28 protein-coding genes, 1 tRNA gene and 1 riboswitch are annotated in these 26,324 nt (G+C 59.2%); of the genes, 21 read left to right on the forward strand and 8 right to left on the reverse strand.

What is annotated here, in order from left to right; genetic code table 11:
* Positions 1 to 272: 272 nt before the first annotated feature.
* The gene (locus AC2TEL_RS17820; protein WP_480905829.1) at positions 273 to 737 is read left to right on the forward strand and encodes a hypothetical protein; all 465 of its coding nucleotides are present in this window, start codon (positions 273 to 275) and stop codon (positions 735 to 737) included.
* A 380-nt stretch (positions 738 to 1,117) separates the two neighbouring features.
* On the opposite strand, the gene AC2TEL_RS17825 is transcribed toward AC2TEL_RS17820, so the two are convergent.
* Positions 1,118 to 1,193: transfer RNA gene (locus AC2TEL_RS17825), tRNA-Lys, on the reverse strand.
* A gap of 209 nt (positions 1,194 to 1,402) precedes the next feature.
* On the opposite strand from AC2TEL_RS17825, the gene dapF reads away from it, so the two are divergent.
* Entirely contained in the window at positions 1,403 to 2,245 is an 843-nt protein-coding gene (gene dapF, locus AC2TEL_RS17830; RefSeq protein ID WP_480905832.1) for a diaminopimelate epimerase, read from the forward strand.
* The gene (mtaB, locus tag AC2TEL_RS17835; protein WP_480905836.1) at positions 2,242 to 3,498 is read left to right on the forward strand and encodes a tRNA (N(6)-L-threonylcarbamoyladenosine(37)-C(2))-methylthiotransferase MtaB; all 1,257 of its coding nucleotides are present in this window, start codon (positions 2,242 to 2,244) and stop codon (positions 3,496 to 3,498) included. The genes dapF and mtaB overlap by 4 nt, the downstream gene beginning before the upstream one ends.
* 150 nt (positions 3,499 to 3,648) lie before the next feature.
* On the opposite strand, the gene AC2TEL_RS17840 is transcribed toward mtaB, so the two are convergent.
* The 3 genes from AC2TEL_RS17840 to petA are packed head-to-tail and all read right to left on the reverse strand — an operon-like array spanning position 3,649 to position 6,376.
* Positions 3,649 to 4,431 carry a cytochrome c1 gene (locus tag AC2TEL_RS17840; RefSeq protein ID WP_480838838.1) on the reverse strand — a complete coding sequence of 261 codons (783 nt, stop codon included), beginning with the start codon at positions 4,429 to 4,431 and terminating at the stop codon, positions 3,649 to 3,651.
* Between the two features lie 17 nt (positions 4,432 to 4,448).
* Positions 4,449 to 5,780, reverse strand: a complete 1,332-nt coding sequence (gene petB / locus AC2TEL_RS17845; protein WP_480838840.1) for a cytochrome b — start codon at positions 5,778 to 5,780, stop codon at positions 4,449 to 4,451.
* A gap of 11 nt (positions 5,781 to 5,791) precedes the next feature.
* Complete coding sequence (petA, locus tag AC2TEL_RS17850) at positions 5,792 to 6,376, reverse strand: ubiquinol-cytochrome c reductase iron-sulfur subunit (protein WP_480838842.1); 585 nt, start codon at positions 6,374 to 6,376, stop codon at positions 5,792 to 5,794.
* 485 nt (positions 6,377 to 6,861) lie between these two features.
* Here petA and AC2TEL_RS17855 point away from each other — a divergent pair, with 485 nt between their 5' ends.
* Positions 6,862 to 7,308 (forward strand): c-type cytochrome, encoded by a 447-nt coding sequence (locus AC2TEL_RS17855; protein ID WP_480838844.1) that lies wholly within the window; start codon positions 6,862 to 6,864, stop codon positions 7,306 to 7,308.
* 13 nt (positions 7,309 to 7,321) lie between these two features.
* On the opposite strand, the gene AC2TEL_RS17860 is transcribed toward AC2TEL_RS17855, so the two are convergent.
* Positions 7,322 to 7,936, reverse strand: a complete 615-nt coding sequence (locus AC2TEL_RS17860; protein WP_480905838.1) for an FMN-binding negative transcriptional regulator — start codon at positions 7,934 to 7,936, stop codon at positions 7,322 to 7,324.
* Positions 7,937 to 7,990: 54 nt separating this feature from the next.
* Positions 7,991 to 8,137, forward strand: a riboswitch (FMN riboswitch).
* Between the two features lie 72 nt (positions 8,138 to 8,209).
* On the opposite strand from AC2TEL_RS17860, the gene AC2TEL_RS17865 reads away from it, so the two are divergent.
* From AC2TEL_RS17865 to cobO, 5 genes are all read left to right on the forward strand, one after another.
* A complete protein-coding gene (locus AC2TEL_RS17865; protein ID WP_480838848.1) occupies positions 8,210 to 8,650 on the forward strand; it encodes a 6,7-dimethyl-8-ribityllumazine synthase in 441 nt (146 codons plus the stop codon).
* 127 nt (positions 8,651 to 8,777) lie between these two features.
* The gene (gene aroC, locus AC2TEL_RS17870; RefSeq protein ID WP_480838850.1) at positions 8,778 to 9,878 is read left to right on the forward strand and encodes a chorismate synthase; all 1,101 of its coding nucleotides are present in this window, start codon (positions 8,778 to 8,780) and stop codon (positions 9,876 to 9,878) included.
* Positions 9,862 to 10,524 (forward strand): HD domain-containing protein, encoded by a 663-nt coding sequence (locus tag AC2TEL_RS17875; protein ID WP_480905840.1) that lies wholly within the window; start codon positions 9,862 to 9,864, stop codon positions 10,522 to 10,524. The genes aroC and AC2TEL_RS17875 overlap by 17 nt, the downstream gene beginning before the upstream one ends.
* 45 nt (positions 10,525 to 10,569) lie before the next feature.
* Positions 10,570 to 11,505, forward strand: coding sequence for a DMT family transporter (locus AC2TEL_RS17880; RefSeq protein WP_480838854.1), 936 nt, complete (start codon positions 10,570 to 10,572; stop codon positions 11,503 to 11,505).
* Positions 11,506 to 11,562: 57 nt separating this feature from the next.
* A complete protein-coding gene (gene cobO, locus AC2TEL_RS17885; protein ID WP_480905843.1) occupies positions 11,563 to 12,162 on the forward strand; it encodes a cob(I)yrinic acid a,c-diamide adenosyltransferase in 600 nt (199 codons plus the stop codon).
* A 35-nt stretch (positions 12,163 to 12,197) separates the two neighbouring features.
* Here cobO and AC2TEL_RS17890 read toward each other — a convergent pair whose 3' ends face one another.
* From AC2TEL_RS17890 to AC2TEL_RS17900, 3 genes are all read right to left on the reverse strand, one after another.
* On the reverse strand, positions 12,198 to 12,428 hold the full coding sequence (locus tag AC2TEL_RS17890; RefSeq protein WP_480838858.1) for a hypothetical protein: 231 nt from the start codon (positions 12,426 to 12,428) through the stop codon (positions 12,198 to 12,200).
* Between the two features lie 210 nt (positions 12,429 to 12,638).
* Positions 12,639 to 14,207, reverse strand: coding sequence for an alkaline phosphatase D family protein (locus AC2TEL_RS17895; RefSeq protein ID WP_480838860.1), 1,569 nt, complete (start codon positions 14,205 to 14,207; stop codon positions 12,639 to 12,641).
* A 147-nt stretch (positions 14,208 to 14,354) separates the two neighbouring features.
* Positions 14,355 to 15,221: a branched-chain amino acid aminotransferase gene (locus AC2TEL_RS17900; RefSeq protein ID WP_480838862.1), complete on the reverse strand. Its 867-nt coding sequence runs from the start codon at positions 15,219 to 15,221 to the stop codon at positions 14,355 to 14,357.
* A 158-nt stretch (positions 15,222 to 15,379) separates the two neighbouring features.
* On the opposite strand from AC2TEL_RS17900, the gene AC2TEL_RS17905 reads away from it, so the two are divergent.
* From AC2TEL_RS17905 to AC2TEL_RS17960, 12 genes are all read left to right on the forward strand, one after another.
* Entirely contained in the window at positions 15,380 to 15,889 is a 510-nt protein-coding gene (locus tag AC2TEL_RS17905) for a MarR family winged helix-turn-helix transcriptional regulator (protein ID WP_480838864.1), read from the forward strand.
* Complete coding sequence (locus AC2TEL_RS17910; RefSeq protein WP_480838866.1) at positions 15,886 to 16,587, forward strand: response regulator; 702 nt, start codon at positions 15,886 to 15,888, stop codon at positions 16,585 to 16,587. Before AC2TEL_RS17905 ends, AC2TEL_RS17910 begins: the two co-directional genes overlap by 4 nt.
* A 68-nt stretch (positions 16,588 to 16,655) precedes the next feature.
* A complete protein-coding gene (locus AC2TEL_RS17915; protein WP_480905846.1) occupies positions 16,656 to 17,582 on the forward strand; it encodes a histone deacetylase family protein in 927 nt (308 codons plus the stop codon).
* On the forward strand, positions 17,579 to 17,821 hold the full coding sequence (locus AC2TEL_RS17920) for an exodeoxyribonuclease VII small subunit (RefSeq protein ID WP_480905848.1): 243 nt from the start codon (positions 17,579 to 17,581) through the stop codon (positions 17,819 to 17,821). The genes AC2TEL_RS17915 and AC2TEL_RS17920 overlap by 4 nt, the downstream gene beginning before the upstream one ends.
* Positions 17,822 to 18,688 carry a polyprenyl synthetase family protein gene (locus AC2TEL_RS17925; RefSeq protein ID WP_480905851.1) on the forward strand — a complete coding sequence of 289 codons (867 nt, stop codon included), beginning with the start codon at positions 17,822 to 17,824 and terminating at the stop codon, positions 18,686 to 18,688. It abuts the gene before it with no gap.
* Between the two features lie 21 nt (positions 18,689 to 18,709).
* A complete protein-coding gene (gene dxs, locus AC2TEL_RS17930; RefSeq protein ID WP_480905854.1) occupies positions 18,710 to 20,641 on the forward strand; it encodes a 1-deoxy-D-xylulose-5-phosphate synthase in 1,932 nt (643 codons plus the stop codon).
* A 177-nt stretch (positions 20,642 to 20,818) separates the two neighbouring features.
* Positions 20,819 to 21,331 (forward strand): ferredoxin-type protein NapF, encoded by a 513-nt coding sequence (gene napF / locus AC2TEL_RS17935; protein WP_480905857.1) that lies wholly within the window; start codon positions 20,819 to 20,821, stop codon positions 21,329 to 21,331.
* A 26-nt stretch (positions 21,332 to 21,357) separates the two neighbouring features.
* A complete protein-coding gene (locus AC2TEL_RS17940; protein WP_480838876.1) occupies positions 21,358 to 21,600 on the forward strand; it encodes a chaperone NapD in 243 nt (80 codons plus the stop codon).
* Positions 21,601 to 21,617: 17 nt separating this feature from the next.
* On the forward strand, positions 21,618 to 24,110 hold the full coding sequence (gene napA / locus AC2TEL_RS17945) for a nitrate reductase catalytic subunit NapA (RefSeq protein WP_480838878.1): 2,493 nt from the start codon (positions 21,618 to 21,620) through the stop codon (positions 24,108 to 24,110).
* A gap of 27 nt (positions 24,111 to 24,137) precedes the next feature.
* Positions 24,138 to 24,956 carry a ferredoxin-type protein NapG gene (gene napG, locus AC2TEL_RS17950; protein WP_480838879.1) on the forward strand — a complete coding sequence of 273 codons (819 nt, stop codon included), beginning with the start codon at positions 24,138 to 24,140 and terminating at the stop codon, positions 24,954 to 24,956.
* Positions 24,953 to 25,885: a quinol dehydrogenase ferredoxin subunit NapH gene (gene napH / locus AC2TEL_RS17955; protein ID WP_480905859.1), complete on the forward strand. Its 933-nt coding sequence runs from the start codon at positions 24,953 to 24,955 to the stop codon at positions 25,883 to 25,885. The genes napG and napH overlap by 4 nt, the downstream gene beginning before the upstream one ends.
* Positions 25,882 to 26,316 carry a nitrate reductase cytochrome c-type subunit gene (locus AC2TEL_RS17960; protein ID WP_480838883.1) on the forward strand — a complete coding sequence of 145 codons (435 nt, stop codon included), beginning with the start codon at positions 25,882 to 25,884 and terminating at the stop codon, positions 26,314 to 26,316. The genes napH and AC2TEL_RS17960 overlap by 4 nt, the downstream gene beginning before the upstream one ends.
* Positions 26,317 to 26,324 lie beyond the last annotated feature (8 nt).

Here is a 26,324-nt window from a genome sequence, read left to right on the forward strand (position 1 = left end):
ATGCGGATCTATCCAGCGATTCCCAAACAGAATGGCGAAAGGAAAGTTGGATTAGCAGCTTTGTCCGCACTGTGGTCGTTAACGCCGCATGACCCGCCATGAAGCCCGGCCAAATGCGTCAGATGACCGGTATGAGTCCACTTTGACCGATGCTGTAGTTAACCCGATATCAATCTATGGGGTAGGGAATACGAGACTAGGATCGTGTTTTGATTTGTCTCTAAGGTGATCCCAACCTGTTCACCCACCTTTAAATTGTGCGAGTGAGAACAATGAAGTTTCTGTCGGCTGAACATTTGATTTCTGCAACGCTTTTAATCATTCTTTACGGATGGTCCTTCGCGTCGGCAGAACCCGCACCAAAGCACGAAATATGTGATGAAGTACCTCCCCCTAAAAAAAGCATCTTCAGCAAGAGAGGTCTTGAAGATTACCTAATTGATCAAATTAAAGAAAATTTCCTAACACAAGGCAGAGTAGACCGGGAGTGCCTTATTAATTGGTTTGAAGGTGAGAGGGAAAACAACACCGTTCTACAACTGGATGGATCTGCTTCCGACCTGGGGAGCATCGTTCGCTTCACAGTCGATAGGTCCGGGAATTTTCTTGCAGTTTTTTTGACGATGGGTCCAGGAAACTCGAATGGAGTTTTTACGGCTATATTTGAGTTTTCTGCGGACGAAAAGGTCGCAGTTATTAGAAGAGGGGGTGTTACAGAGTGGCTGAAATTAGAATAGAAGGTAACAGCGCAGGCAGCTTTGACCGCATAGCCGCTGTCCACGGCTCCAAATCACTGCATCTTTGATTTAAAATCCGCTTCCTGTGCCTTGCCGACGTCGCTGAGACCCAGTCTTGCACTAGCAGCGAAGGGCAGCTCAGTGGCCATATGACCTGTCCCAGATGTTGTGTCTCTGCGCCTCAAAGGTCGCGTCCGGCTCTAGCCACTGCCATTTATCGTGTCGCAGTCAGCCAATAACCGTGCCGCGCTATACCATTGTGATCCAATAGGCACACTTCAATCTTTGTCATAGTGCTTCCGTATTGCTTCCGGCAAGCCGCACGTCACCAAGCGCGCTCTACGCGAATCCGTGCAAGCATTTGTTATTATTGAAAAAAGTGGTGAGCCGTGCAGGATTCGAACCTGCGACCCACTGATTAAAAGTCAGTTGCTCTACCAACTGAGCTAACGGCCCACTCTTTGTTGGATCTGATAGATCCGTGGCGCTCTGTAAGGTATTTACCCGACCGGGTTCAAGACCTTATTTGCACCTCGTTTCGCCATCACTTGAAGTGGATCCGGCGTCCCGATAGGCGGCCTAATTAGGCAGGTGGCGCGGGGGGGTCAACCCCTTTTTTCAGGAATCTGCGCGACAGGGTGGATTCATTTCACAGCCATCGTTATATGCCCGCCATGCAACACTCACACGACACCGGATTGCCCTTCATGAAGATGCACGGGCTGGGCAATGATTTCGTCATTGTGGACGCGCGCAGGCACGATGCGGCGATCACGACCTCTTTGGCGAAGGGAATCGGACACCGGCAATTCGGTGTTGGTTTTGATCAGCTGGCGGTGATCGGGAACGGAGACGCGGACGCACATCTGGTGTTCTACAACGCTGATGGCTCGACGTCGGCGGCATGCGGAAATGCCACGCGTTGCATCGCTCGGTTTTTGATGGACGAGCAGGGTAAGGACGAACTGGTGCTGACCACGGAACGCGGCAAGCTGCTGGCGCGGGACGCGGGTGATGGCCTCACCTCGGTCAATATGGGGCAGCCGCAGTTGAAGTGGAACGAGATTCCGCTGGCCGAAGAAATGGACACGCTGGAACTGCCGATCGAAGGTGGCCCGACAGCTACCGGTATGGGTAATCCGCATTGCACGTTCTTTGTGGAAAACGCAGAAGCGATTCCTCTGGATGAGTTCGGTTCCCGTTACGAGTATCACCCGCTCTATCCCGAGCGCACCAATGTGCAGGTCGCACAGGTGATTGATCCGGGCCACATCCGAATGCGTGTCTGGGAGCGTGGCGTGGGAATCACGCTGGCCTCCGGGTCATCCTCGTGCGCGACGGCCGTGGCGGCGGCGCGGCGTGGTCTGACGGGGCGAAAGGTTCGGATTGATCTGGACGGCGGCACGATATGGATCGACTGGCGCAAGGACGGGGTATGGATGACCGGCCCGACCTGTCATGTCTTTTCGGGGACCCTGACCCCCGAATTTCTGGAGTCTCTGGGATGAACCCACCCAAGTTCGCCACCCTGGGCTGTCGCCTGAACGCCTATGAGACCGAGGCGATGAAAGAGCTGTCGCAGCAGGCCGGCCTACAGGACGCTGTAGTTGTCAACACCTGCGCCGTAACCGCCGAAGCTGTACGCAAGGCCCGGCAGGAAATTCGCAAGCTGCGTCGGGAGAACCCAGGTGCGCGCCTGATCGTCACCGGTTGTGCCGCGCAGACTGAACCCCAGACCTTTGCCGCGATGGATGAAGTCGACGCGGTCATCGGCAATACCGAGAAGATGCAGCCCGAAACCTGGAAAGGTATGGCGGCGGATTTCATCGGTGAATCCGAAGCCGTTCAGGTCGACGACATCATGTCTGTGACCGAAACCGCGGGTCACCTTATCGATGGCTTCGGCACCCGTTCTCGTGCCTATGTACAGGTCCAGAATGGCTGCGATCACCGCTGCACCTTTTGCATCATCCCGTACGGGCGCGGCAACTCACGCAGTGTCCCCGCGGGCGTTGTAGTGGATCAGATCAAACGGTTGGTGGACCGGGGCTACAACGAGGTCGTGCTGACCGGCGTTGACCTGACCTCATGGGGCGCGGATCTTCCGGCGCAACCGAAACTGGGCGATCTGGCCATGCGGATTCTCAAACTCGTGCCGGACCTTCCCCGCCTGCGCATCAGCTCGATCGACTCGATCGAAGTGGACGAAAACCTGATGCAGGCTATCGCCACCGAACCGCGCCTGATGCCGCATCTCCATCTGTCCCTGCAACATGGCGACGATCTGATCCTGAAACGCATGAAGCGCCGGCATTTGCGGGATGACGCCATTCGGTTCACCGAAGAGGCTCGCAAGCTGCGGCCCGACATGACATTTGGCGCCGATATCATCGCGGGCTTCCCAACCGAATCCGAGGCGCATTTCGAAAACTCGCTGAAGCTGGTTACCGATTGCGATCTGACCTGGCTGCACGTCTTCCCCTATTCCAAACGCGAAGGCACGCCAGCCGCACGCATCCCGCAACAGGTCAACGGCAAGGTGATCAAGAACCGCGCCGCCCGTCTGCGTACGGCCGGAGACGCCCAGATCACCAAACACCTCAACGCGCAGATCGGCAAATCCCACCGCATTCTGATGGAAAATCCCCATATGGGCCGGACCGAGCAATTCACCGAAGTGACGTTCGCTGCGCCGCAGCCTGAAGGGCGGATCGTTCCGGCTAGGATCACAGGATCAACCGCTACCCAACTTCTGGCCTGATACACCGCGCATCTTCACCTGGCTAAAAAATATCCCGGGGATGAATTGGCCGCAGGCCAAGAAGGGGCTGGCCCATTCCCGACCCGCCATAAAAAAATCCCCGGTGCCGTAGGGCGCCGGGGATTTCAATTGCAAGTAGGGGTGTAAGCCTTAGTGCTCTTTCCCTTTCACCGGTGCCCACAGGCGCTTGTTGACCAGATACAACAGCACCGACAGAACAGTCAGGAACAGAACACCGACAAAGCCAGCATTCTTGCGGTCCATCATTTTGGGTTCAGCCGCCCACATCAGGAACGCGGAAACATCTTCGGACATTGCCTCGACCGAGTTTGCGTGTCCGTCAGCGAATTCGACCTGTTCATCGAACAGCGGTGGTGCCATCGAGATCCAGCCACCGGGGAAGGCGGTGTTTTCGTACAGAACCGCGCCCGCTTCTTCCTTTTCCTCGCCAGTATAGCCATCCAGCAGAGAAGCGATGTATTCCGCACCGCCCATACCTTTGAACAACTGGTTGATACCCAGACCATAAGGTCCGTGGAAACCGGCGCGCGCCTTTGCCATCAGGCTCAGATCGGGCGCGCCTGCACTGGTGTTGGCCGGGAAATGGTCGGTCGGGATCGCCGGGCGGAAATCATCCAGTTCCGGATCGAACACTTCGAAGTTGCCAGCCGCATACGCGATGACCTCTTCTTCCGAGTACCCCAGCGCTTCGAGGTCACGCAAAGGCACGTATTGCAGGCCGTGGCAGGCCGCGCAAACCTCGGTGTAGACCTGAAGGCCACGCTGGAGCTGGTTTTGATCGTAGGTGCCGAAGGGGCCTTCGAACGAGAACGCGAAGTCCTCGATATGCTGCTCGCCGCCACCTGCTGCAAAGGATGCAGCAGGGGTCAGGGCCAGAGCAAACGCGGCGCCGATTGCAAGTTTCTTGAACATGATTCCGGTCCCTCTTCTTACTCGGCCGGCGTGGCTTCGGCGTCAGCCTTGCCATAATGCGCGTTGAAGTCTTCTTCGATGGTCTCTGGCGGAAGCTCGGGCTTTTCGATGACGCCCAGGATCGGCAGGATCACGAAGAAATAAGCGAACCAGTAGGCCGAGGCGATCAGCGAGAAGGTCGCATAGGGTTCCTCGGCGGGCATCGCCCCCAGCCACATCAGGGCGAAGAAGTCGATGATCAGCAGGTAGAACCACCATTTGAACATCGGGCGGTACTTGCCCGAACGCACGCTCGAGGTATCCAGCCAGGGCGCCAGAGCCATCGCCAGGATCGCGCCGAACATCGCCAGAACACCAAAGAACTTGGCGTCGATGATGCCGCCGGTGACGAAGCTGGCAATCTGCACAACCCAGACCTCACCGGTGAAGGCACGCAGGATCGCGTAGAACGGCAGGAAATACCATTCAGGCACGATGTGTGCAGGTGTCACCAGCGGGTTGGCTTCGATGTAGTTGTCCGGGTGGCCCAGGTAGTTCGGCATGAAGCCGACAACGGCCCAGAATACAACCAGGATCACGGCCAGCGCGAACAGGTCCTTGATCACGAAGTACGGCCAGAACGGAAGCGTGTCTTTCTCGGCTTCGGCTTTCGAACCACGGCGCACTTCAACACCTGTCGGGTTGTTGTTGCCGGTGGTGTGGAAGGCCCAGATGTGCACGATCACCAGCGCCGCAATCACGAACGGCAGCAGGTAGTGCAGCGAGAAGAAGCGGTTCAGCGTGGCGTTGTCCACCGCCGGTCCGCCCAGCAGCCAGGTCTGGATCGCGTCACCTACGAACGGGATCGCACCAAACAGGCCGGTGATCACGGTCGCACCCCAGAAGGACATCTGACCCCAGGGCAGAACATAGCCCATGAAGGCGGTGCCCATCATCATCAGATAGATCAGCATTCCGATGATCCACGTGATCTCACGCGGGGCTTTGTACGAGCCGTAGAACAGACCGCGGAAGATGTGGATGTAAACCGCGACAAAGAACAGCGATGCGCCATTCATGTGCAGGTAGCGCAGCATATAGCCGCCATTCACGTTGCGCATGATGTGTTCGATGCTGGCGAAGGCCAGATCGACATGGGGGGTGTAGTGCATCACCAGAACGATACCGGTAACGATTTGCAGCGCCAGGCAGAACGCCAGGACGATACCCCAGATCCACCACCAGTTCAGGTTCTTGGGGGTCGGGATCATGAGGGTGTCATACAGCAGGCCGACGATTGGCAGGCGGCTGTTCAGCCACTTCTCGCCGTTTGTCTTCGGCTCGTAATGATCGTGGGGAATTCCGGACATCTGGGTCTCCCTTAGCCGAGTCTGATGGTGGTGTTGTCGGTCCATTCCGCAGGCGGAACGGGCAGGTTCTCAGGCGCGGGGCCTTTACGGATGCGGCCGGCAAGGTCGTAGTGCGAGCCGTGGCAGGGGCAGAACCACCCGCCAAAATCGCCTGCATCCCCCAGAGGAACGCAACCAAGGTGGGTACACACGCCCATCTGCACGATCCATGCACCGGGCGCTTCGCCTTCCGGCGATGGCATCACGCGGTTTGCATCGGTTGCAGGGGCGTCGGCGTTCAGGTTGGCGTTGCGGGCCAGCGGATCAGGCAACGCGGCCAGACCCTCTTCGTCCTGCTGTTGTGCTTCCGCGATTTCGGCACCGGTGCGGTGACGGATAAACACGGGTTTGCCCAACCATTTGACGGTTAGCTGCGTGCCCGGCTCAACCCCGCTCACATCCACGCGGATCGAGGACAGCGCCTGAACGTCTGCCGATGGGTTCATTTGGTTGATCAGGGGCCATACGGCTGCACCCGTCGCGACGACACCTGCGCCGCCAGCGACGTAGTAGAGGAAATCTCTGCGGGTGCCTTCGTGGTCTTCTGCGTGGGACACGAGGTTTTCTCCGATTCCAGCGCCCGGGTTTCGGGCAAACATGCATCAGCACCGCATCAAAGCGGCGTCTCATCGCGGCTATCTAGCCGGGAGAAAACGGTTCGTCCAGCGGTCATAGGCGCGCACTACGCCGCATCTGGGCATTCATGTCACAACGAAAGGGCCAAAATTCAAGGTTTCACGACTTTCAGACTCATGAATTCGACATGAGTATCAGCGCCAGCACTATGTGATTCGCCCGCGCGCAGAAAGCGGTTCAACGGCTTAAGCCGGGCTTGGCATCGCGGTTGAGCGTCAAGCACTATGACCCAAATTTTGCCACAAAATCGCCGCGCCTGTTTCAACTTTAGCGTGATTTTTCTGAGGCTAAATTGTTAATATAAAATAGATATTTCCGAAACACTGCTTGCGTTTGGTTTCCTGTTGCACCCTCTGCCTGAATGCCCCAAGGCGCAATCAGGTATTTTCGAAACAGGAGCGCCCTCATGTCAAAGTTAACCGCAACCGCACTGCTGTTCACGGTCGCAACCGCTGCTCAGGGTCTCGCAGCGGGCGATCCGGCCAAAGGTGAAAAACTCTATAACCGCTGCTCTTCCTGCCACGCGATCATCAAGAACGGCGAAGTTCTGGTCAAAGGCGGTATCACCGGACCGAATCTCTACGGCGTGGTCGGACGGGTCGCCGGCTCCGAGAGCGACTATCGCTACGGAAGCGAACGGCTGCCCATCGGCATGTTCACCGACGACATGATCCGCGCTGGCGAAGAAGGCCTCGTCTGGACCGAAGACAACATCGCCGCTTATTCAAAGGACCCGATCGGGTTCATCAAGGACTATCTGGACGACGAAACCGCACGCCCGAACATGTCCGTCAAGCTCAAGAAAGGCGCGGACGATATTGCGGCCTACTTGGCGACATTTTCGGCGCAATAGCGCCAGGGGCTGGTCACGCCTTGCGCATCAGCGCGGCCAGCCATTCCGCGTCGCTGCCGAACCCTGCAGCTTCGATCTGATCTGCGGCGTCAAGGCGTGCGTCCTCGGGTTTGTTCTGGTTCAGTTTCCACGTCCCTTGAATATCTTCAACGCACAGGCGGCATGGAACAATCATCCGCATGAGCTTTTCCAAAGCTTCATCCGTCAATTTCCTCGGGTTCCATGGCAGTTTGGGACGCAGGCGATCTTCAAAGAACGCTGACTGGCGATCCAACGTTCCTCTGAGGTCTTCTTGGGGACGCAGCTCCAGCCGTCCAGTGAGATGCACCGCAATATAGTTCCACGTCGGCACCTGATCGTCCAATCCGTACCAGTCTGGCGATACATAGCCATCCGGGCCGGTCACCGCGATTCGCGCGGTTTTTGGTTCGCCCAACGCCCGGACGATCGGGTTGGAGCGCACCAGGTGCAGCTCCATGTTCCGGCTATCCTCGGACAACAGAAACGGCACATGGCTGAGCAACGGTGCCCCTACCGTGGATACAGCGAGCACGCCAAAGGCGCGGTGGCGCGCAAAGTCCACGTTGCGTGCGCGATCCTCCGCGCGAAAGGCAGGGTTTGGGTGCATGGTTGTCCTCCTTCCGATCTCTCTTGCAGACCGGCCCTTCCCTTGGCAAGTTCGGGCTGTTCTCAGGGCGGGGCGGAATTCCCCACCGGCGGTATGCGGGCTGTGACCCGTAAGCCCGCGAGCGACCCCGTTTTCGGGGTGTCAGCAGATCTGGTGAGAGGCCAGAGCCGACGGTTACAGTCCGGATGAAAGAGAACGCGCAGCGTGTCGCCAAGCGACGCGGCTGTTCGTGATCGCCTTGGGTGAAGTGTCTGTTTTGCTAAGGAGATCATGATGACACACACCCGCTATGCTTTTGTCAAAGCCAACTGGCATTCCGATATCGTCGACCGCGCCCTCGAAGGGTTTCTGGAACTCATCCCCGCTGAACAGGTCGATGTTTTCGACGTCCCCGGCGCGTTCGAGATGCCTCTGCTGGCTCGCGAATTGGCTCAGACCGGCCGCTATGCCGCCGTGGCCTGCGCCGCCTTCGTGGTGGATGGCGGCATCTACCGGCACGATTTCGTGGCGCAGGCCGTCGTCGACGGATTGATGCGTGCGGGCCTCGATGCCGGCGTGCCAGTCCTGTCGGTCTCCCTGACCCCGCACCAATATCAGGAGACCGATCACCACAACGCCATATACCGCGACCACTTCGTCCAAAAGGGGCGCGAGGCCGCACAGGCCGCACTGCAGATCACGGCAACGCACGCCGCCCTCAGGCAAGCGGCCTGATCTTCATCTTTTCAAAAATACTCAAACGCGTCGCCTGAAAGGCGGCGCGACACGTTCTGCCAGCCGCAAATCCGCTTGAGGCCACGAGCCTTGCCCGCTAATCACAACGCTCAAAGGAGCATGCCCCATGTCGATGAACAGTTTTGGCCACCTCTTCCGCGTCACCACCTGGGGCGAAAGCCACGGTCCCGCGCTTGGCGCTACCGTCGATGGTTGCCCTCCGGGTGTCGAGATCGATGAAAGCATGATCCAGCACTGGCTGGACAGGCGTAAACCGGGACAGAACAAGTTCACCACGCAGCGCCGCGAGCCCGATCAGGTGAAAATCATGTCCGGCGTGTTCGAAGGCCAGACCACCGGCACGCCTGTCCAGTTGATGATCGAAAACACCGATCAGCGCTCGAAAGATTACAGCGACATCATGGATAAGTTCCGTCCGGGCCATGCCGATATCACCTACTGGCAGAAATACGGCATTCGTGACTATCGCGGCGGCGGGCGCAGTTCGGCCCGCGAAACCGCGTCGCGTGTGGCCGCGGGCGGTTTGGCACGCGAAGCGATCAAACAGATCGCGCCCAACGTGCAGATTACTGGCTATATGGTGCAGATGGGCCCCCACAAAATCGACCGCGACAACTTCGACTGGTCGCAGATCGAGCAGAACCCGTTCTGGACCCCCGATGCGCAGTCGGCAGGCAACTGGGCAGCTTATCTGGACGATTTGCGTAAATCCGGAAACTCGGTCGGTGCAGTGGTCGAAGTGGTGGCTCGGGGCATACCCGCGGGCCTCGGCGCACCGGTTTACGCCAAGTTAGACACTGATTTGGCCGCTGCAATGATGTCGATCAATGCGGTCAAGGGCGTCGAGATCGGCGAGGGCATGGCCGCCGCCGAACTGACCGGCGAGGCCAATGCCGATGAGATTTTCATGGGTCAGGACGGACCGCAATTCAGCTCCAATCACGCAGGTGGTATTCTGGGAGGTATCTCAACCGGGCAGGACGTTGTGGTCCGATTTGCGGTCAAGCCGACCTCGTCCATCCTGACCACCCGCAAGACCATCACCAAATCGGGCGAGGAAACCGAGATCGTCACCAAAGGCCGCCACGACCCCTGCGTCGGCATCCGCGCCGTGCCGGTCGGCGAGGCGATGATGGCCTGCGTCATCCTCGACCACCTGCTGCTGCATCGCGGCCAGATCGGAGAGAACCGTGGACGGATCGGCTGACCTGCGAGGGCGGTTGCGCGGTATCGTCGCGCAGCGGATGCAGACGGACCCCGCGCACGATCTGGCCCATTTGGATCGTGTTTGGGTCAATGCTCAGGCCATTGCGGATCCTGATACAGATATGCCGGTGTTGATGGCCGCCAGCTACCTTCATGACCTGGTGAATATGTCCAAGGACGACCCTGATCGCCATTTGGCCTCACGTCGGTCGGCAGTGGAATCAGAGCCTATTCTAGCCGATTTGGGCTATGGTCGGGCTCAGATCCGCGCCATTCAGCACGCAATTGAAGCGCACAGTTTCTCGGCCAATATCGCCCCGGAAACGGACGAGGCCCGTATCCTTCGCGATGCCGACAGGTTGGATGCGCTGGGCGCAATCGGCGTTGCACGTAATTTCTCCGTTTCGGGTGCTCTCGGGCGGTCGCTGTATGACCCGGCCGATCCGTTTGCGGAAAACCGGCCGCTGGATGATCTGCATTTCTCGGTCGACCATTGGAAAGTCAAACTGCTGAACCTGCCTGACGAGATGCTGACCAAAGCGGGAAAACAGATCGCGCAGCAAAGGACCGAGCGCATGATCCGCTTCCTCGAAGAGTTTGCCGAAGAGATCGGCAACGCCTTGCCGCAATCCTGGATCACCCGCTGATTCAAGCCGTTGATCTTTCCGCCACAAAGGCGCAGGGTCGCGCCGATGGCAAAATCGTTAACATCGCATCGACCCGTTCTGGCCGTGGGTCTGAAACTGGCCGCGTTGATGCTGTTCACATCCATGTCAGCGCTGGTCAAAGCCTTGTCCGATGATTTCCCTCCGGGGGAGATGGTGTTTTTCAGGTCGCTGTTCGCCATCCCCGTGATCGTCATCTGGCTGATCGCACGCGGAGAGCTGGCCCATGGCTTTGTCGTCAAGAAACCCATGGGCCACTTTTGGCGCGGCGTTCTTGGCACCGGCGCCATGGGTCTGACATTTACCGGCCTCAGCCTGCTTCCCCTGCCCGAAGTGACCGCAATCGGCTATGCCACCCCGATCTTTACCCTGATTCTGGCGGCATTCATGCTGGGGGAACGCATCCGCATGATCCGCATCGGAGCGGTTGCAATTGGTCTGGTCGGGGTGCTGATCATGATCTGGCCACGGCTGGGCGGTGGCAACATGGAAACCGCCGCGACAATTGGCGCGCTCTGCGTACTGGGCGCAACGATTGCCCGCGCTTTTGTGCAGATCCACATCCGGCAACTAGTACAGGTCGATCATCCGGCGGCGATCGTGTTCTATTTTTCGCTGACAGCGACGCTGTTGTCCGGGCTGACGGCCTTTTTCGGCTGGACCGTGCCCACCCTTCAGCAAGCCGCAATCCTGATCGGAATGGGCCTGATCGGCGGCGTTGCTCAGATTCTCGTGACCTCGTCCTACAGGTTCGGGCAGGCTTCGATGCTGGCACCCTATGACTATACCACCATGCTGTTTGCGATATTTATTGGCTATGTGTGGTTTGATGAATTGCCGACGCTGGTCATGCTGGCCGGTGCAGCGCTGGTGATTGCGGGCAACGCGCTGGTTATCTGGCGCGAACGGCAACTGGGTCTCGAACGCGGCAAGGCTCGATCTGTATCTGACCCCAAAGCCTGATCTTTACCTTTTGCAAACTTCCCCTAGGTTGGGCCGGACAATCAATGAGGTTCCAAGATGAGCGACGCGCAGGATCACAAGGAAAAAATGCAAGAGGTGCAGGCCAAGCACCGCAAGAAAGTGTCCGAGGCGGTCGATCCCGGACGCGGGTTGGTACTGATCAATACCGGCAAAGGCAAAGGTAAGTCTTCGGCGGCGTTCGGTGTTGTCATTCGCGCCCTGGGCTGGGGCCAAAAGGTGGCTGTGGTGCAGTTCATCAAGGGCAAATGGAAAACGGGCGAGCGGCGGTTTTTCGAGGATCGTGACCTGGTGACCTGGCACACGATGGGCGAGGGTTTCACCTGGGACACGCAGGATCGCGAGCGCGACATCGCCGCCGCCACCGCTGCCTTTGGGAAGGCCTGTGATTTGATGAGTAGTGGCGAGTACGATCTGGTCCTATTGGACGAAATCAACATCGCCCTACGCTACGAATACCTTTCTGTAGACACTGTAATTGAAGGTCTGAAGGCACGATCCGACAAAACCAGCGTCTTTCTGACGGGCCGCGACGCGCCGCAAGCGTTGCGTGACTATGCCGATCTTGTGACCGAAATGACCGAGGAAAAACACCCCTTCCAGGCAGGCATCAAAGCCCAGCGCGGCGTAGATTTCTGAGGAAAACGAGCTGGCGCTGTTCCACCGGAACTGCGCTACAGCTCACCCGTACCGCCTTCGTTGGTGCGCATGGTCTCGAACACATACCTGACCGAGCCGCGCTGACTGGCGGCACTATGCGGCAATTGATCAGTGCGCGCGATGTCCGTGACCTCGGGCGCGGGCTTGCGCTGTTCGACATAGGCCGCAAAGTCATCGTCGCAGCAGCAGCCGCAACAGGTTGCTGCCTCGTGCCGAACAATGATTTCGTCAAGTGGATCGCCCATCCCGACCTCTCAAACTCCACGTCCAATCGTTTCCGAGGCGGCGGCGAGCTCTCACCAACTCATGCGCTAAACCCGCAAACCGCCCCGAAATCCTGTGCTGGATAACGAGTATCTGGCCTTGGCCTTTATCTGATCAATTCAGTCGGAAATATCAAGCCCAAATCCGCACTCCGAAATACTCCGGAGTGCGAAGGTCAAATTGCAGATACCTCAAAGCGCGCGTTTTTGCGGGTCCAGCGTAACGGACCACAATTCAGTGTCGGCCCGGTCCATCAGGCGGACAGTCATTTGTTCCGTTGCACCGTCAATATCCACCAGACCAAAGAACTGCAGCCCCGCGCTGGGAGGCAGGTTCACGCCTTGTCCTTCGGCCGGAGCTTTGACGAACTTGACCTCCGGACCAAAGGTGCCGTCCAGGGCATTCGGACCAAAAGTCCCCGCGTGCAGTGGACCAGATACAAACTCCCAAAACGGTTCGAAGTCCTGGAATTGTGCTTTGTTAGGGTCGTAGTAATGCGCGGCGGTGTAATGGACATCTGCCGTGAACCAGACTGTGTTGGTGATGTTCTCCGACTTGATGAACCGAAGCAAATCGGCAATTTCCAGTTCGCGACCCTTGGCCGGTCCGCTGTCTCCGTTGGCAATTGCCTCGGCTCCGGCCTGTTCTCTCCAGTTGTCCCACACAATCAGTCCGATCGGCATATCGGATGCGATAACTTTCCACGTGGCTTCGGAAGAGGCCAGCTCCCGTTTCAGCCAGGCCAGTTGCCCCGTCCCTAGGATGCGCGACTTTTCGGTGATTTCTTGCTCCATCGATGGACCATTCGGACCACGATAGCTGCGCAGGTCCAGGAAGAAGACGTCCAGCATCGGACCGTATGAGATCTTGCGATACACGCGGCCCGGCTCGGCAGGTGTGAAACGCAATGGAGTCATCTCGTGGAACGCTCGCGCGGCGCGCGATTGCAGCACATGCACCGATTTCTCGGTATACCGGTCATCCGAGATCAGGTCCTTGGCGTCAGACCAGTTGTTGACCACCTCGTGATCATCCCACTGGAAGAAAGTCGGGCAGAGCGCATTCATCGCACGCAAGTGCTCGTCCATCATGTTGTATTTCCACTGGGCGCGGAATTCGTCCAGCGTTTCGGCCACCTTGCGTTTCTCGTCGATCAGCGTGGTGTTTTTCCAGATCACTTGGCCGTCTTTTTCAACCTCATCCTGCATCGGACCATCGGCATAGACTGTGTCGCCGGAATGGATGAAAAAATCGGGTCTGTGCTGCGCCATAGTTGCGTATGTTCGCATTCCGTCGTCATCGATGCCCCATCCCTGTCCGGCCGTGTCGCCCGACCAGGCAAAGCGAATATCCCGCTGCGAAGTCGGCGCAGTGCGGAATTGCCCTGTAATAGGCTCTGAAACGACATTGATGTCACTCAGGTCAGCGGCGACAAAGCGGTAGAATATGTCCTGATCCGAGGGCAGACCCTCGATCAGGCGTTTCACGGCAAAATCGCTGTTGGGAATGGCATCCATCGGTGTCAGTTTGCGGGCATCGGCAAAGCTTTCGGTGGTTGAGACCTCCATCATGACCCGCGCGGGACGGTCGGTGCGGGTCCAGATCATGCCCGATGCTGTATCCACATCGCCAGACTGAACGCCATGGGTGAAGACCGGCCGCGACGAAGCCCGGCTGATCGCGGGCACTGACAGCGTTGCGGCGAAGGCCGTGCTGCCCGCCAAAAAAGTGCGGCGCGAGGGATGAATGAGTTTGGTCATTGGGGCTCTCCTGTCTGGTGATACAATAGACGATCACGGGATCGGCGAGCAAAAGAGAGCCGCGCGTTTGTAAAACGCGCGGCTCAGATTCATGAAACTATCACGATGATATCGTGACGATCGTGGATAACTCCACGTGCCGTCAAACTAGCTGCGCACCAGTTTTTCGTAGTCTTCCGCAATTTCGCGCGTCAGGTCGCCCACCTCGAAGGTATAATCACCGATCTGGCCGACCGGAGTGACTTCGGCTGCGGTTCCGGTCAGCCAGCACTGTTCGAAATCGGCCATTTCCTCGGGCTTGATGCGGCGTTCATGAACGGTGATGCCCTTGTCTTTCAGCATCTGAATGACCGTTTGGCGGGTGATTCCGTTCAGGAAGCAATCGGCAAGAGGTGTGTGCACCTCACCATCTTTGACAAAGAACACGTTGGCACCGGTCGCTTCGGCCACATATCCGCGCCAGTCCATGAACAAGGCGTCCGAGCAGCCCTTCGCCTCGGCCTTGTGCTTGGAGATGGTGCAGATCATGTACAGACCCGCCGCCTTTGCGTGAACCGGGATGGTTTCGGGGCTGGGGCGCTTCCATTCGGCGATGTCCAGCTTGGCGCCCTGCATCTTGGCGTCGCCATAGTAGGCGCCCCAAGGCCAGACCGCGATGGCCATGCGAACCGGGTTCTTGGCAGATGCGACACCCATGTCCTCGCCCGAACCACGCCAGACCAGCGCGCGGATATAGGCATCTTGCAGGCCACTGGCTTTCAGCGCCTCTTCCTTGGCGGCTTCGATTTCGTCCACGGAATAGGGGATCGGCATGTCCAGCGCCTCGGCCGAGGCGATCAGACGTTCGGAATGTTCCCTGCTTTTGAAGATCTTGCCATTATAGGCGCGCTCACCCTCGAACACCGACGAGGCATAGTGCATCGCATGGGTCAGGATGTGTACGTTCGCCTCACGCCAGGGCACCAGCTTGCCATCCAACCAGATGACACCGTCACGATCATCATACCCAGCCATGCGAACCCTCCTGAACCGCGATGATTGTTGGATTGTTGCGTGATTCCGTTCGAATTTCCCGGAAATGCCACGCAAAATTCGCGTTTCGATACTCCTCTGCCCTTGGAATGTCAACAACGCTGACTTAAACTCGGGCGAGGCAATTGATGAGGCGAGACATGTCTGAAACCCGGCCCGCTCCGGCCTTTGGCGAAAGCCTTCTGTTTCTGACCGATGAACAGCTGCGGCAAGGTATCGAGGCGATGTTCTTCGCCTATCGCGGTTTTACCGCTGATCCCGACCGCATTCTGGCGCAGATGGCGTACGGCCGGGCCCATCACCGCGCCATCCACTTCATCAATCGCGCCCCGGGGACAACGGTCAACAATCTGCTGGCCATTCTGGGGGTTACAAAACAGTCTCTAAACAGGGTTCTTCGCACCCTGATTGATGACGGAATGGTCGAAAGCCGGGTCGGAACCGTGGACAAACGCGAACGGCATCTATTTCTGACGGAAAAGGGCAGTTCCCTGGAAGCCAAACTGTCCGACGCCCAGCGCGCCCGGATGCGCGCAGCCTACAAGGAAGCCGGGCCCGAAGCCGTGGCCGGTTTTCGTAAAGTGCTTGAAGCGATGATGGATGCTGATATGCGTCATGCATATGCCAAACTGCGGGATACGACTTCATGAGCGATATGGACGCCCATCTTCTGATCGTCGACGATGACGAGCGTATTCGCGATCTTTTGAAAAAATTCCTGATGCGCAGCGGGTTTCTGGTGACCTCGGCTCGCGATGCCGGCCATGCAAGGCGCGTGCTGTCGGGGTTGGATTTCGATCTGATCGTCATGGATGTGATGATGCCGGGCGAAGATGGGGTCAGCCTGACCCGGGCCTTGCGGGAGACGCATACGACGCCCATCCTGCTGCTGACGGCAAAAGGTGAAACCGAACACAGGATTGCCGGGCTGGAAGCCGGCGCCGACGACTATCTGGCCAAGCCCTTCGAACCCAAGGAGCTGCTGCTGCGGATCAACGCGATCCTGCGGAGAATGCCCGAAACGCCGGCACAGGATGCCGCTGCCAAGATATTGAGCCTGGGTCCGATCCGATATGACATCGAGCGGGGCGAAATGTGGCAGGGCGAAGACCCTGTGCGCCTTACCGCAACCGAAAGTCAGTTGATGAAGATCTTTTCCGCTCAGCCGGGTGAACCGATCAGCCGTGCCAAACTGGTAGAAGACCTGGGCCGGGACAAAGGTCAGGCTCAGGAACGCGCGGTGGACGTGCAGATCACGCGCTTGCGTCGCAAGATTGAACAGGACCCCAAGCAGCCGCGTTATCTGCAGACCGTGCGGGGAGCCGGGTACATGTTGGCGCCAGACTGATTTGCCGCTGCGCGGCGCTTTTTTGCCTTCGGCGAGGATATTTTTGGCCAGATGAACAAGGGATCCCGATGACGACCGCGCTTTTGACCCATGCCGATTGTCTTCAGCATGTGACGCCGCAAGGGCATCCTGAGCGGGTGGCGCGTCTGGAACATGTACTGCATGCTTTGGAGACGCTGGACCTGAAACGCATAGCGGCTCCGTTGGCGGCAGATGACGATCTTCTGCGCATCCATCCCGAGAGTCATATCCGAGAGATCCGCAGCAGCCGACCCGCGGAAGGGTTCGCGCAAATCGACGGCGATACGTTCATGTCGCCGGGTTCGGTGGACGCGGCATATCGCGCTGCGGGGGCAGTGGCTCGGGCCGTGGACTTGGTGTTGGCGGGCGAAGCGACAAACGCGTTTTGCGCCATTCGCCCGCCGGGACATCATGCGGAAACAGGAACTGCAATGGGATTCTGCCTGTTTGGCAACGCGGCACTGGCAGCGAAACATGCGCTGGACCATCATGGCTTGAGCCGCGTCGCCGTTGTGGATTTCGATGTGCATCACGGCAACGGCACGCAGGACCTGCTATGGGATGAAAAGCGCGCGTTGGTGATCACCAGTCAGCAGATGCCGCTTTGGCCCGGCACCGGACGGCCCGATGAAACGGGTGCCCATGAGAATGTGCTGAACATCCCGCTGGCCCCTGGAACCGGCGGGGCCGATATGCGTGCGGCGTATGAGGCGCAGGCCTTTTCACGGTTGCGCGCCTTTGATCCGGACCTGATCATCGTTTCTGCCGGGTTTGATGCCCATCAGGACGATCCGCTGGCCAATCTGAACTGGACCACCGGCGATTTTGCATGGCTCACCGCCGAAATCTGCAAGATTGCCGATGATGTATGCGGGGGCCGTATCGTCTCGACTCTGGAAGGCGGGTATGATCTGAACGCACTGGCCGAGGCGACGCTCGCCCATGTGGAAGAACTGATGAAGGCAGGACGATGACCGATACTCCCGTTGACCAGATGACATTCGGACAGGCGATGAAGGAACTTGAGGCCGTGGTTGGCCAGCTGGAGCGCGGCGATGTTGCCTTGGATCAGTCCATTGCGCTTTACGAACGTGGTGCTGCGTTGAAAAAGCGTTGCGAGGATGAGTTGAAGCGGGCCGAGGAAAAGGTGGCCGCGATCACGCTGGACGCCGATGGGCAACCAACTGGTACGACACCCGTCGAAGGTCAGTAAATGTTTCGCGAAAAACTGGCGCAGGATGCGGCGCGGATTCAGGATCACTTCGATCGCGTTCTGGGCGCGTTGGACGATCTGGATGTGACCCGTGCGATGGCCTATGCCACCCGGGGCGGCAAGCGGTTGCGCGGGTTTCTGGTGCTGGAAAGCGCGCGATTGCACGGGGTTGACGAGGCGCAGGCGATCTGGCCCGCAACCGGGATCGAGGCTTTGCACGCCTATTCCCTGGTTCATGACGATCTGCCCTGCATGGACGACGATGACCTGCGTCGCGGGCGGCCGACCGTCCACATCAAGTGGGACGAGGGCACTGCGGTGCTTGCCGGAGATGCATTGCATACCCTGGCGTTTGAGCTGTGCGTGCGGCCCGAAACTGGTCACGCTGAGATTCGCGCCGAATTGGCTCTGACACTGGCGAAAGCAAGTGGCGCGCAGGGGATGGTGTTGGGGCAGGCGCTGGACATCGCGGCGGAATCGGCTGCATCTCCGCTGGGCCTTCAGGAGATCACCCGCCTTCAGGCGGGCAAGACCGGCGCGCTGATTGAATGGTCGGCCTGTGCCGGGGCGCGGTTGGCGCGGTCCGATCCCGAACCGTTGCGCCGATATGCCAAGGCCCTTGGCCTTGCTTTTCAGATTGCCGACGACATCTTGGATATCGAAGGCGATGCCGAAATAGCCGGGAAACGCCTGCAAAAGGACACGGAGGCCGGCAAGGCCACCTTTGTTTCGCTTCTGGGTCTGGACGCGGCCAAATCCCGGGCGGCGGAACTGGTGGATCAGGCCTGCTCGGCACTTGATGTCTATGGGGCGCGGGCTGAAACCTTGAAGGATGCCGCCCGCTTCGTTATTGCCCGGGACAGCTAAGCCGCAAGGAACGCGCCGAACATGACGTCTGAACGCCCGCATACACCATTGCTGGATCTTGTGAACCGCCCGGCGGACCTGAAACAGTTCTCGGACGCGCAATTGCATCAGATCGCCAGCGAGCTGCGGGCCGAGACCATTTCAGCCGTCTCCGTGACAGGCGGACACCTTGGCGCAGGTCTGGGTGTCGTGGAACTGACAACGGCTCTGCATGCGGTGTTCGATACGCCGCGCGACAAGATCATCTGGGACGTCGGCCACCAGTGCTATCCGCACAAGATCCTGACCGAGCGGCGTGATCGTATCCGCACCCTGCGCCAAAAAAACGGGCTGAGCGGTTTCACCAAGCGCAGCGAGAGCCCGTACGACCCGTTTGGTGCGGCGCACAGTTCGACCTCGATCAGCGCCGCATTGGGTTTTGCCGTTGCGCGCGATCTGGGAGGTGTCACGCCAGAAGGGTTGGGCGATGCGATTGCAGTGATCGGTGACGGGTCGATGTCTGCGGGCATGGCCTTTGAGGCGATGAACAACGCCGGTCATCTGAAAAAGCGGTTGATCGTCATCCTGAACGACAATGAGATGAGCATCGCCCCGCCTGTCGGAGCGCTGTCGACCTATCTCTCGCGAATCTATGCCGAGGAACCGTTCCACGATCTGAAAGCCGCCGCCAAGGGGGCGGTGTCGCTGTTGCCCGAGCCTTTCCGCGAAGGCGCCAAGCGCGCTAAGGAAATGCTGAAAGGCATGGCAGTCGGCGGAACGTTGTTCGAAGAACTGGGCTTTTCCTATATCGGGCCGATCGACGGGCACGACATGGATCAGCTGCTGCCGGTTCTGCGCACGGTCAAGGCGCGGGCGACGGGTCCGATTCTGATCCACGTATTGACGAAGAAGGGCAAGGGATACGCTCCGGCCGAACAGGCCCGCGACCGGGGCCATGCAACGGCAAAGTTCGATGTGGTGACGGGTGAGCAGAAGAAAGCCCCGTCCAACGCGCCGTCATATACCTCTGTGTTTGGGAAAACGCTGGTGGATGAAGCTGCACGCGATGACAAGATCGTGGCCGTGACCGCCGCGATGCCCGATGGAACCGGTTTGAGCCTGTTTGCGGAACGCTACCCGTCCCGTTGTTTCGATGTGGCCATAGCTGAACAGCACGGTGTTACGTTTTCCGCTGCGCTGGCGGCAGGCGGTTTGAAACCGTTCTGCGCGATGTACTCGACCTTCCTGCAGCGCGGTTACGATCAGGTTGTGCATGATGTGGCTATTCAGCGCCTGCCGGTGCGCTTTGCCATCGACCGGGCGGGTCTGGTGGGCGCCGATGGTGCGACTCATGCGGGGTCGTTCGACATTGCCTACATGGCCAACCTGCCCGGCATGGTCGTGATGGCCGCAGCGGATGAGGCCGAGTTGATGCATATGGTGGCAACTGCCGCTGCGCATAACGATGGACCCATTGCCTTCCGTTATCCGCGTGGAGAAGGGGTTGGTGTAGACCTGCCCGAGCGTGGCGAAGTGCTGGAAATCGGCAAAGGTCGGATGATTCAGAAAGGGGCTCGTGTGGCTCTGCTGTCGTTCGGCACCCGTCTTGCCGAAGTGCAAAAGGCCGCCGAAGCGCTTTCGGCCAGAGGTATCACGCCGTCGATCGCGGACGCGCGTTTTGCAAAACCACTGGACCGCGACCTGATTCTGGATCTGGCCGCCAATCACGAGGCACTTATTACGATCGAAGAGGGCGCCACCGGTGGGTTTGGCAGCCACGTCGCCCATCTTCTGGCCGAAGAGGGCGTTTTCGATCAGGGGTTGAAGTATCGCTCAATGGTGCTGCCGGACACGTTCATCGATCAGGCGAGCCCGCAGGATATGTACGCAGTGGCAGGCATGAATGCCGAGCATATCGAGGCCAAGGTGCTCTCGGTTCTTGGGGTCGCGACAATCGGAGAGAAACGTGCCTGAAACACGCGGTTTGGTAAAATTTGCATTTTTGACTCATAGAAACACGATTTTCGTGCGCTGATTAGGATTTAGATGTTTAATAAATGATCTAGGTCAAATTCAGAATCGTCGTGCTACACTATCAGCGGAGTATGGGCAGGCATCCGCTTCGCCTGAATACTCTAGGGTAGCAAGCACGTGAATCAGCTCGCCAACCGACGCGCATTTCTTCGTGGCAAAATGCTGCGACGAGACAGGTCCGCCATCCGGCCACCTGGTGTGGATGAGTGCGGCTTTTTCGACCTGTGCGAACAGTGCGACCACTGTGCCCGGGCCTGCCCGGAAAACATCATATCCTTTGATGCGCAAGGCTGGCCGGTTGTGGAACTCGACCACGGCCCCTGCACTTTCTGCGGCGCCTGTGCCCAGGCCTGTCCCACCGGCGCGTTACAGCCCGAACGGGTCGGCAACTGGCCGTGGCGCGCAACTGTCGCCGCCACCTGCCTGTCCATGAACGGCGTCACCTGCCGCGTCTGTCAGGACGCCTGCGAGGAAGACGCCATAAGGTTCAGGTTGCAGCTTGGCGGACGCTCGGAGCCCACAGTTGAAACAGACACCTGCACCGGATGTGGCGCCTGCGCGGGCGCGTGCCCGGTTGGCGCTGTCAGCCTTGCTCGCCCTTCAACACCAAACCCGGAGGTTGCCGAATGAACATTTGCGGCTGTCTTGTCCATGTCATGCCTGACGCTGCAGTGCGCGCCCAGGAATCGATCCAGAGCGTGGACGGGGCCGAAGTCCATGCAGCCTCCGAGGACGGCCGCCTGGTTGTCGTCGTAGAAGACACCCCTGATCGGCTTGCGTCCGAGACCATCATGGATCTGCACCAGATCCCGGGAGTGATCTCGCTGTCGCTGACCTATCACCATTTCGAAGACCTCGCGGAGAGCCGTCCGCACCTCAACGCTTCTCGCAAGATATAAAGCCGGAGACCCACGTCATGACCATCTCTGAATCCCGCCGGACCTTTCTGAAATCCACGGCTGCCGCTGCTACCGCGTCGGCAGCGGGCCTGCCCCTGGCCACCGGCCAGGCCAATGCGCAGGTCGGCACCCCGGACATCCGCTGGGACAAGGCGCCCTGCCGGTTCTGCGGAACCGGTTGTTCCGTCCTTGTCGGCACCAAGGAAGGCCGTGTCGTTGCCACGCAAGGCGACCCCGACGCCCCGGTGAACCGGGGCCTGAACTGCATCAAGGGCTATTTCCTGTCCAAGATCATGTACGGCCAGGACCGCCTGACCACGCCGCTGCTGCGCAAGACCAATGGCGAATACGACAAAAACGGTGAATTCGAGCCCGTCAGTTGGGACGAAGCCTTCGACGTCATGGCCGCCAAATGGAAAGAGGCGCTGGCCAAGAAAGGCCCCAGCAGCATTGGCATGTTCGGGTCCGGTCAGTGGACGGTCTGGGAAGGCTATGCCGCAGCCAAGATGATGAAGGCTGGCTTCCGGTCCAACAATATCGACCCGAATGCGCGGCATTGCATGGCCTCGGCCGTTGTTGGATTCATCCGCACCTTCGGCATCGATGAGCCGATGGGCTGCTATGACGACCTGGAGCACGCAGACACATTCGTGCTGTGGGGCTCGAACATGGCCGAGATGCACCCGATCCTGTGGTCGCGCCTGACAGATACGCGGCTGACCAAGCCGGGCTGCGAAGTGCATGTCCTGTCGACCTTCGAGCATCGCTCGTTCGAGCTGGCCGACAATGGTATCATCTTCGCGCCGCAAACCGACCTGGCGATCCTGAACTACATCGCCAACTACATCATCCAGAACAATGCGGTGAACGAATACTTCGTTCGCAACCACGTCAACATCACCAAGACCGACACCGACATCGGTTATGGCCTGCGCGAAACCAACCCGCTGCAGCAGGAAGCGGCAAACCCGAATTCCGGCAAGCTGGAAACGATCACCTTTGACGAATATGCCGAGGCTGTCGCACCCTACACGTTGGAATACACGTCCGAACTGTCCGGTGTTCCGGCAGACAAGCTGGAAAAACTGGCCAAGCAATATGCCGACCCGACCCGCAAGGTGATGAGCCTGTGGACCATGGGCTTCAACCAGCATACGCGGGGATCCTGGGTGAACTCGCTGATGTACAACGTGCACCTCCTGGTCGGAAAGATTTCAGAGCCGGGCAACTCGCCCTTCTCGCTGACCGGTCAGCCATCGGCCTGCGGTACGGCGCGTGAAGTCGGCACCTTTGCCCACCGCCTGCCCGCCGACATGGTCGTGATGAACGACAAGCACCGCGAGATTTGTGAAACAGCCTGGAACGTGCCCGCCGGAACCATTCCGCCCAAGCCGGGTTTCCACGCTGTCTTGCAACACCGCAAACTGAAGGACGGTGACCTGAACGCCTATTGGGTGCAGTGCAACAACAACATGCAGGCCGCGCCCAACATGAACGAGGAAGGGTATCCCGGCTATCGCAACCCCGAGAACTTCATCACCGTCTCGGATCCCTATCCGACAGTCACTGCGGTTTCCGCCGACCTGATCCTGCCCACTGCCATGTGGGTCGAAAAGGAAGGCGCATATGGCAACGCCGAACGCCGTACCCAGTTCTGGCGCCAGCAGGTCAAGGCTCCGGGCGAGTCGAAATCGGACCTGTGGCAGGTCATGGAATTCTCGAAACGCTTCACCGTCGAAGAGGTCTGGGGCGAAGAACTGCTGGCCACCATGCCCGAACATCGCGGCAAGACCATGTATGACGTGCTGTTCGCAAACGGCAAAGTGGACCAGTTCCCGCTGTCCGAGACCGCAGAAGGGTTCGAAAACGACGAATCCGAACATTTCGGCTACTACGTGCAGAAGGGCCTGTTCGAAGAATATGCCGAGTTCGGTCGCGGTCATGCCCACGATCTGGCGCCGTTCGATACCTACCACCAGTCACGCGGCCTGCGCTGGCCGGTCGTGGACGGCCAGGAAACGCTCTATCGCTTCCGCGAAGGGTATGATCCTTACGTGCCCGAAGGCGCGGATGTGAAATTTTACGGCAAGAAGGACGGCAAGGCGAATATCATCTTTGCCCCCTATGAACCCGCCGCGGAAGAGCCGGATGAAGAGTACGATCTGTGGCTCTGCACCGGTCGTGTGCTGGAACACTGGCACTCGGGCTCGATGACCCGCCGCGTGCCGGAGCTGCACCGCTCCTACCCGGCTGCCGTGGTCTACATGCATCCCGAAGACGCACGGGAACGTGGCGTGCGCCGGGGGCAGGAGATCGTTCTGTCGACCCGTCGCGGCGAAGTGGTCAGCCGGGTCGAAACCCGAGGCCGTAACAAGGTGCCGCGCGGTCTGGTCTTCATGCCATGGTTCGACGAAGGCCAGCTGACCAACAAGCTGACGCTGGACGCGACCTGCCCGCTGTCGAAAGAGACCGACTTCAAGAAATGCGCCTGTAAGGTCGAGCGCGCGTAAAAGGCTGGCAAGGCAAAGGTAAGACCCATGTCTCGCGTTGGTACACCCCTTTCGCCGCAGCGGCGCCGGTTCCTGCAGGACTCGGCGCGCGCAGCGGGCGGCTGCGTGGCAGCCGGGTCCTTGCTGGCATGGCTGGCGCGGGACGCAAGGGCATTGCCGGCCGAGGCCCTGCGTCCACCCGGCGCCTTGCCGGAAAAAGACTTCCTGTCCGCCTGTATCCGTTGCGGTCTGTGTGTGCGGGAATGCCCCTATGACACGCTGAAACTGGCCGAGCTTGGGGTAGACGCGGCGGCCACGGGCACGCCGTATTTCACCGCGCGCGACATTCCCTGCGAGATGTGTGATGACATTCCTTGCGTCGCAGCCTGCCCGACGGGGGCGCTGGACCCTGCGCTGGACAATATCGATGACGCCAAGATGGGCGTGGCCGTTCTGGTCGATCAGGAGAACTGCCTGAACTTCCTCGGCCTGCGTTGCGATGTCTGCTACCGTGTTTGCCCTGTCATTGACGAGGCGATCACGCTTGAGACTTCGCATAACACAAGGTCGGGGCATCACGCGATCTTTGCACCCACGGTACATGCCGACCACTGCACCGGTTGCGGCGTGTGCGAGAAAAGCTGTGTTCTGCCCGAAGCCGCGATCAAAGTTCTGCCCATCCGTCTGGCGCGTGGCAGCGCCGCGGATCACTACCGCAAAGGATGGGAAGAAAAGGAAGCCAAGGGGGGGCCGGTGGTCGAAGGCCTCATTGATCTGCCCGACCGGTTGCCCGGACCGGGAACCGACAACCTTGCCGCGCCCGGTGGGTTCGAGCCCTCTTTCAAACTGCCGGAGGTCACCCAATGACGGCCCGGACGCAAATGCCAGTTGGACACGAGGCGGTGGCGGCCAAGGGATGGATCGGCGCCCATAAATACCTGCTGCTGCGCCGCGCCAGCCAGTTGTTCTTTTTGATCCTGTTTCTACTGGGCCCCTGGTTCGGCATCTGGATCGTGCAGGGCACGCTGGCCGGATCGCTGACCCTTGGCGTTTTGCCCCTGACAGATCCATTCGTGTTCCTGCAAAGCCTGATTGCCGGGCACTGGCCCGAACTGACCGCCGCCATCGGAGCCGCGATCGTTCTGGTGGCCTATGCCCTGATCGGAGGGCGGGTCTATTGTTCGTGGGTTTGCCCGATCAATCCGGTGACCGACGCGGCACACTGGCTGCATAACAGGCTGGGGTTGCAAAAAGGTTGGCAACCCAAGCGCAACACTCGGTTGTGGATACTTGCCACCGTCCTGATCGTGTCCGGCGTAACCGGTGTCATCGCATGGGAACTGGTGAACCCGATCACAATGCTGCACCGTGGTTTGATCTTCGGCATGGGCTTTGTCTGGTCCATGGTCGGCGCGATCTTCCTGTTCGATGTGTTTGTCTCGCGTCATGGCTGGTGCGGCCACTTGTGCCCGGTCGGTGCATTTTATGGGCTGGTCGGAAGCAAGAGCCTGCTGCGTGTCAGTGCCGCCAGCAGGTCGGCCTGCGACGACTGCATGGACTGCTATGCCGTCTGCCCGGAAAACCAGGTGATCTCGCCCGCGCTCAAGGGCAAGCCGGACAGTACCCCGGTGATCCTGTCGCCCGACTGCACCAATTGCGGCAGCTGCATCGACGTCTGCGCCGTGGATGTTTTCAAATTCACCCATCGGTTCGACACCCTGACTGTCGCACCTACCGAACCAACTGCTGCGCCCGAGGTGGCGCCTCGAGACCTTTTTGAAGGAGTGAGAAGATGAACAAGTCGATCCTGATGGGCCTTGCCCTGATCCCGCCGCTGCTCCTCGGTGGCCTGGCCCTTGCGCAATCCACCGGCGTTTCCACATTGCGCGGTGCCGAAGTTGACGAACCCGTCATCCTCGACAGCATTCCGCGTACTGTCGAAGGCCGCATGCAGCGCAATTACCGCCAGCAACCGCCGCTGATCCCGCATTCGGTCGAGCAATATCAGATCGATACGCGCACCAACCAGTGCCTGTCCTGCCACGACTGGACCAAAGCAGGCGAGCGCAACGCGCCGACGCTTTCGATGACCCATTACCTGGATCGGGACGGGGTGGAGCTGGATCACATCGCCGGTACGCGGTACTTCTGCAACCAGTGCCACGTTCCGCAGGCCGACGCGCCGCCGTTGGTGGAAAACGTCTTTGAACCTTCCTCCGGAAACTGAACTCAGAT

The sequence above is a fragment of the Ruegeria sp. HKCCD9138 genome (genome assembly GCF_057220975.1).

What these genes read in the sequence shown, in the direction of transcription:
- petB (WP_480838840.1), bottom strand. Translation starts at nt 5,780, where the DNA reads ATGTCCGGAATTCCCCACGATCATTACGAGCCGAAGACAAACGGCGAG.
- AC2TEL_RS17940 (WP_480838876.1), top strand. Translation starts at nt 21,358, where the DNA reads ATGCCTGACGCTGCAGTGCGCGCCCAGGAATCGATCCAGAGCGTGGAC.
- napA (WP_480838878.1), top strand. Translation starts at nt 21,618, where the DNA reads ATGACCATCTCTGAATCCCGCCGGACCTTTCTGAAATCCACGGCTGCC.
- napG (WP_480838879.1), top strand. Translation starts at nt 24,138, where the DNA reads ATGTCTCGCGTTGGTACACCCCTTTCGCCGCAGCGGCGCCGGTTCCTG.
- AC2TEL_RS17920 (WP_480905848.1), top strand. Translation starts at nt 17,579, where the DNA reads ATGACCGATACTCCCGTTGACCAGATGACATTCGGACAGGCGATGAAG.
- aroC (WP_480838850.1), top strand. Translation starts at nt 8,778, where the DNA reads ATGTCGATGAACAGTTTTGGCCACCTCTTCCGCGTCACCACCTGGGGC.
- AC2TEL_RS17890 (WP_480838858.1), bottom strand. Translation starts at nt 12,428, where the DNA reads ATGGGCGATCCACTTGACGAAATCATTGTTCGGCACGAGGCAGCAACC.
- AC2TEL_RS17925 (WP_480905851.1), top strand. Translation starts at nt 17,822, where the DNA reads ATGTTTCGCGAAAAACTGGCGCAGGATGCGGCGCGGATTCAGGATCAC.
- AC2TEL_RS17840 (WP_480838838.1), bottom strand. Translation starts at nt 4,431, where the DNA reads ATGTTCAAGAAACTTGCAATCGGCGCCGCGTTTGCTCTGGCCCTGACC.
- dapF (WP_480905832.1), top strand. Translation starts at nt 1,403, where the DNA reads ATGCCCGCCATGCAACACTCACACGACACCGGATTGCCCTTCATGAAG.
- cobO (WP_480905843.1), top strand. Translation starts at nt 11,563, where the DNA reads ATGAGCGACGCGCAGGATCACAAGGAAAAAATGCAAGAGGTGCAGGCC.
- AC2TEL_RS17910 (WP_480838866.1), top strand. Translation starts at nt 15,886, where the DNA reads ATGAGCGATATGGACGCCCATCTTCTGATCGTCGACGATGACGAGCGT.
- dxs (WP_480905854.1), top strand. Translation starts at nt 18,710, where the DNA reads ATGACGTCTGAACGCCCGCATACACCATTGCTGGATCTTGTGAACCGC.
- AC2TEL_RS17820 (WP_480905829.1), top strand. Translation starts at nt 273, where the DNA reads ATGAAGTTTCTGTCGGCTGAACATTTGATTTCTGCAACGCTTTTAATC.
- AC2TEL_RS17915 (WP_480905846.1), top strand. Translation starts at nt 16,656, where the DNA reads ATGACGACCGCGCTTTTGACCCATGCCGATTGTCTTCAGCATGTGACG.
- AC2TEL_RS17880 (WP_480838854.1), top strand. Translation starts at nt 10,570, where the DNA reads ATGGCAAAATCGTTAACATCGCATCGACCCGTTCTGGCCGTGGGTCTG.
- AC2TEL_RS17895 (WP_480838860.1), bottom strand. Translation starts at nt 14,207, where the DNA reads ATGACCAAACTCATTCATCCCTCGCGCCGCACTTTTTTGGCGGGCAGC.
- AC2TEL_RS17855 (WP_480838844.1), top strand. Translation starts at nt 6,862, where the DNA reads ATGTCAAAGTTAACCGCAACCGCACTGCTGTTCACGGTCGCAACCGCT.
- AC2TEL_RS17865 (WP_480838848.1), top strand. Translation starts at nt 8,210, where the DNA reads ATGACACACACCCGCTATGCTTTTGTCAAAGCCAACTGGCATTCCGAT.
- AC2TEL_RS17860 (WP_480905838.1), bottom strand. Translation starts at nt 7,936, where the DNA reads ATGCACCCAAACCCTGCCTTTCGCGCGGAGGATCGCGCACGCAACGTG.
- AC2TEL_RS17960 (WP_480838883.1), top strand. Translation starts at nt 25,882, where the DNA reads ATGAACAAGTCGATCCTGATGGGCCTTGCCCTGATCCCGCCGCTGCTC.
- napH (WP_480905859.1), top strand. Translation starts at nt 24,953, where the DNA reads ATGACGGCCCGGACGCAAATGCCAGTTGGACACGAGGCGGTGGCGGCC.
- AC2TEL_RS17905 (WP_480838864.1), top strand. Translation starts at nt 15,380, where the DNA reads ATGTCTGAAACCCGGCCCGCTCCGGCCTTTGGCGAAAGCCTTCTGTTT.
- mtaB (WP_480905836.1), top strand. Translation starts at nt 2,242, where the DNA reads ATGAACCCACCCAAGTTCGCCACCCTGGGCTGTCGCCTGAACGCCTAT.
- AC2TEL_RS17900 (WP_480838862.1), bottom strand. Translation starts at nt 15,221, where the DNA reads ATGGCTGGGTATGATGATCGTGACGGTGTCATCTGGTTGGATGGCAAG.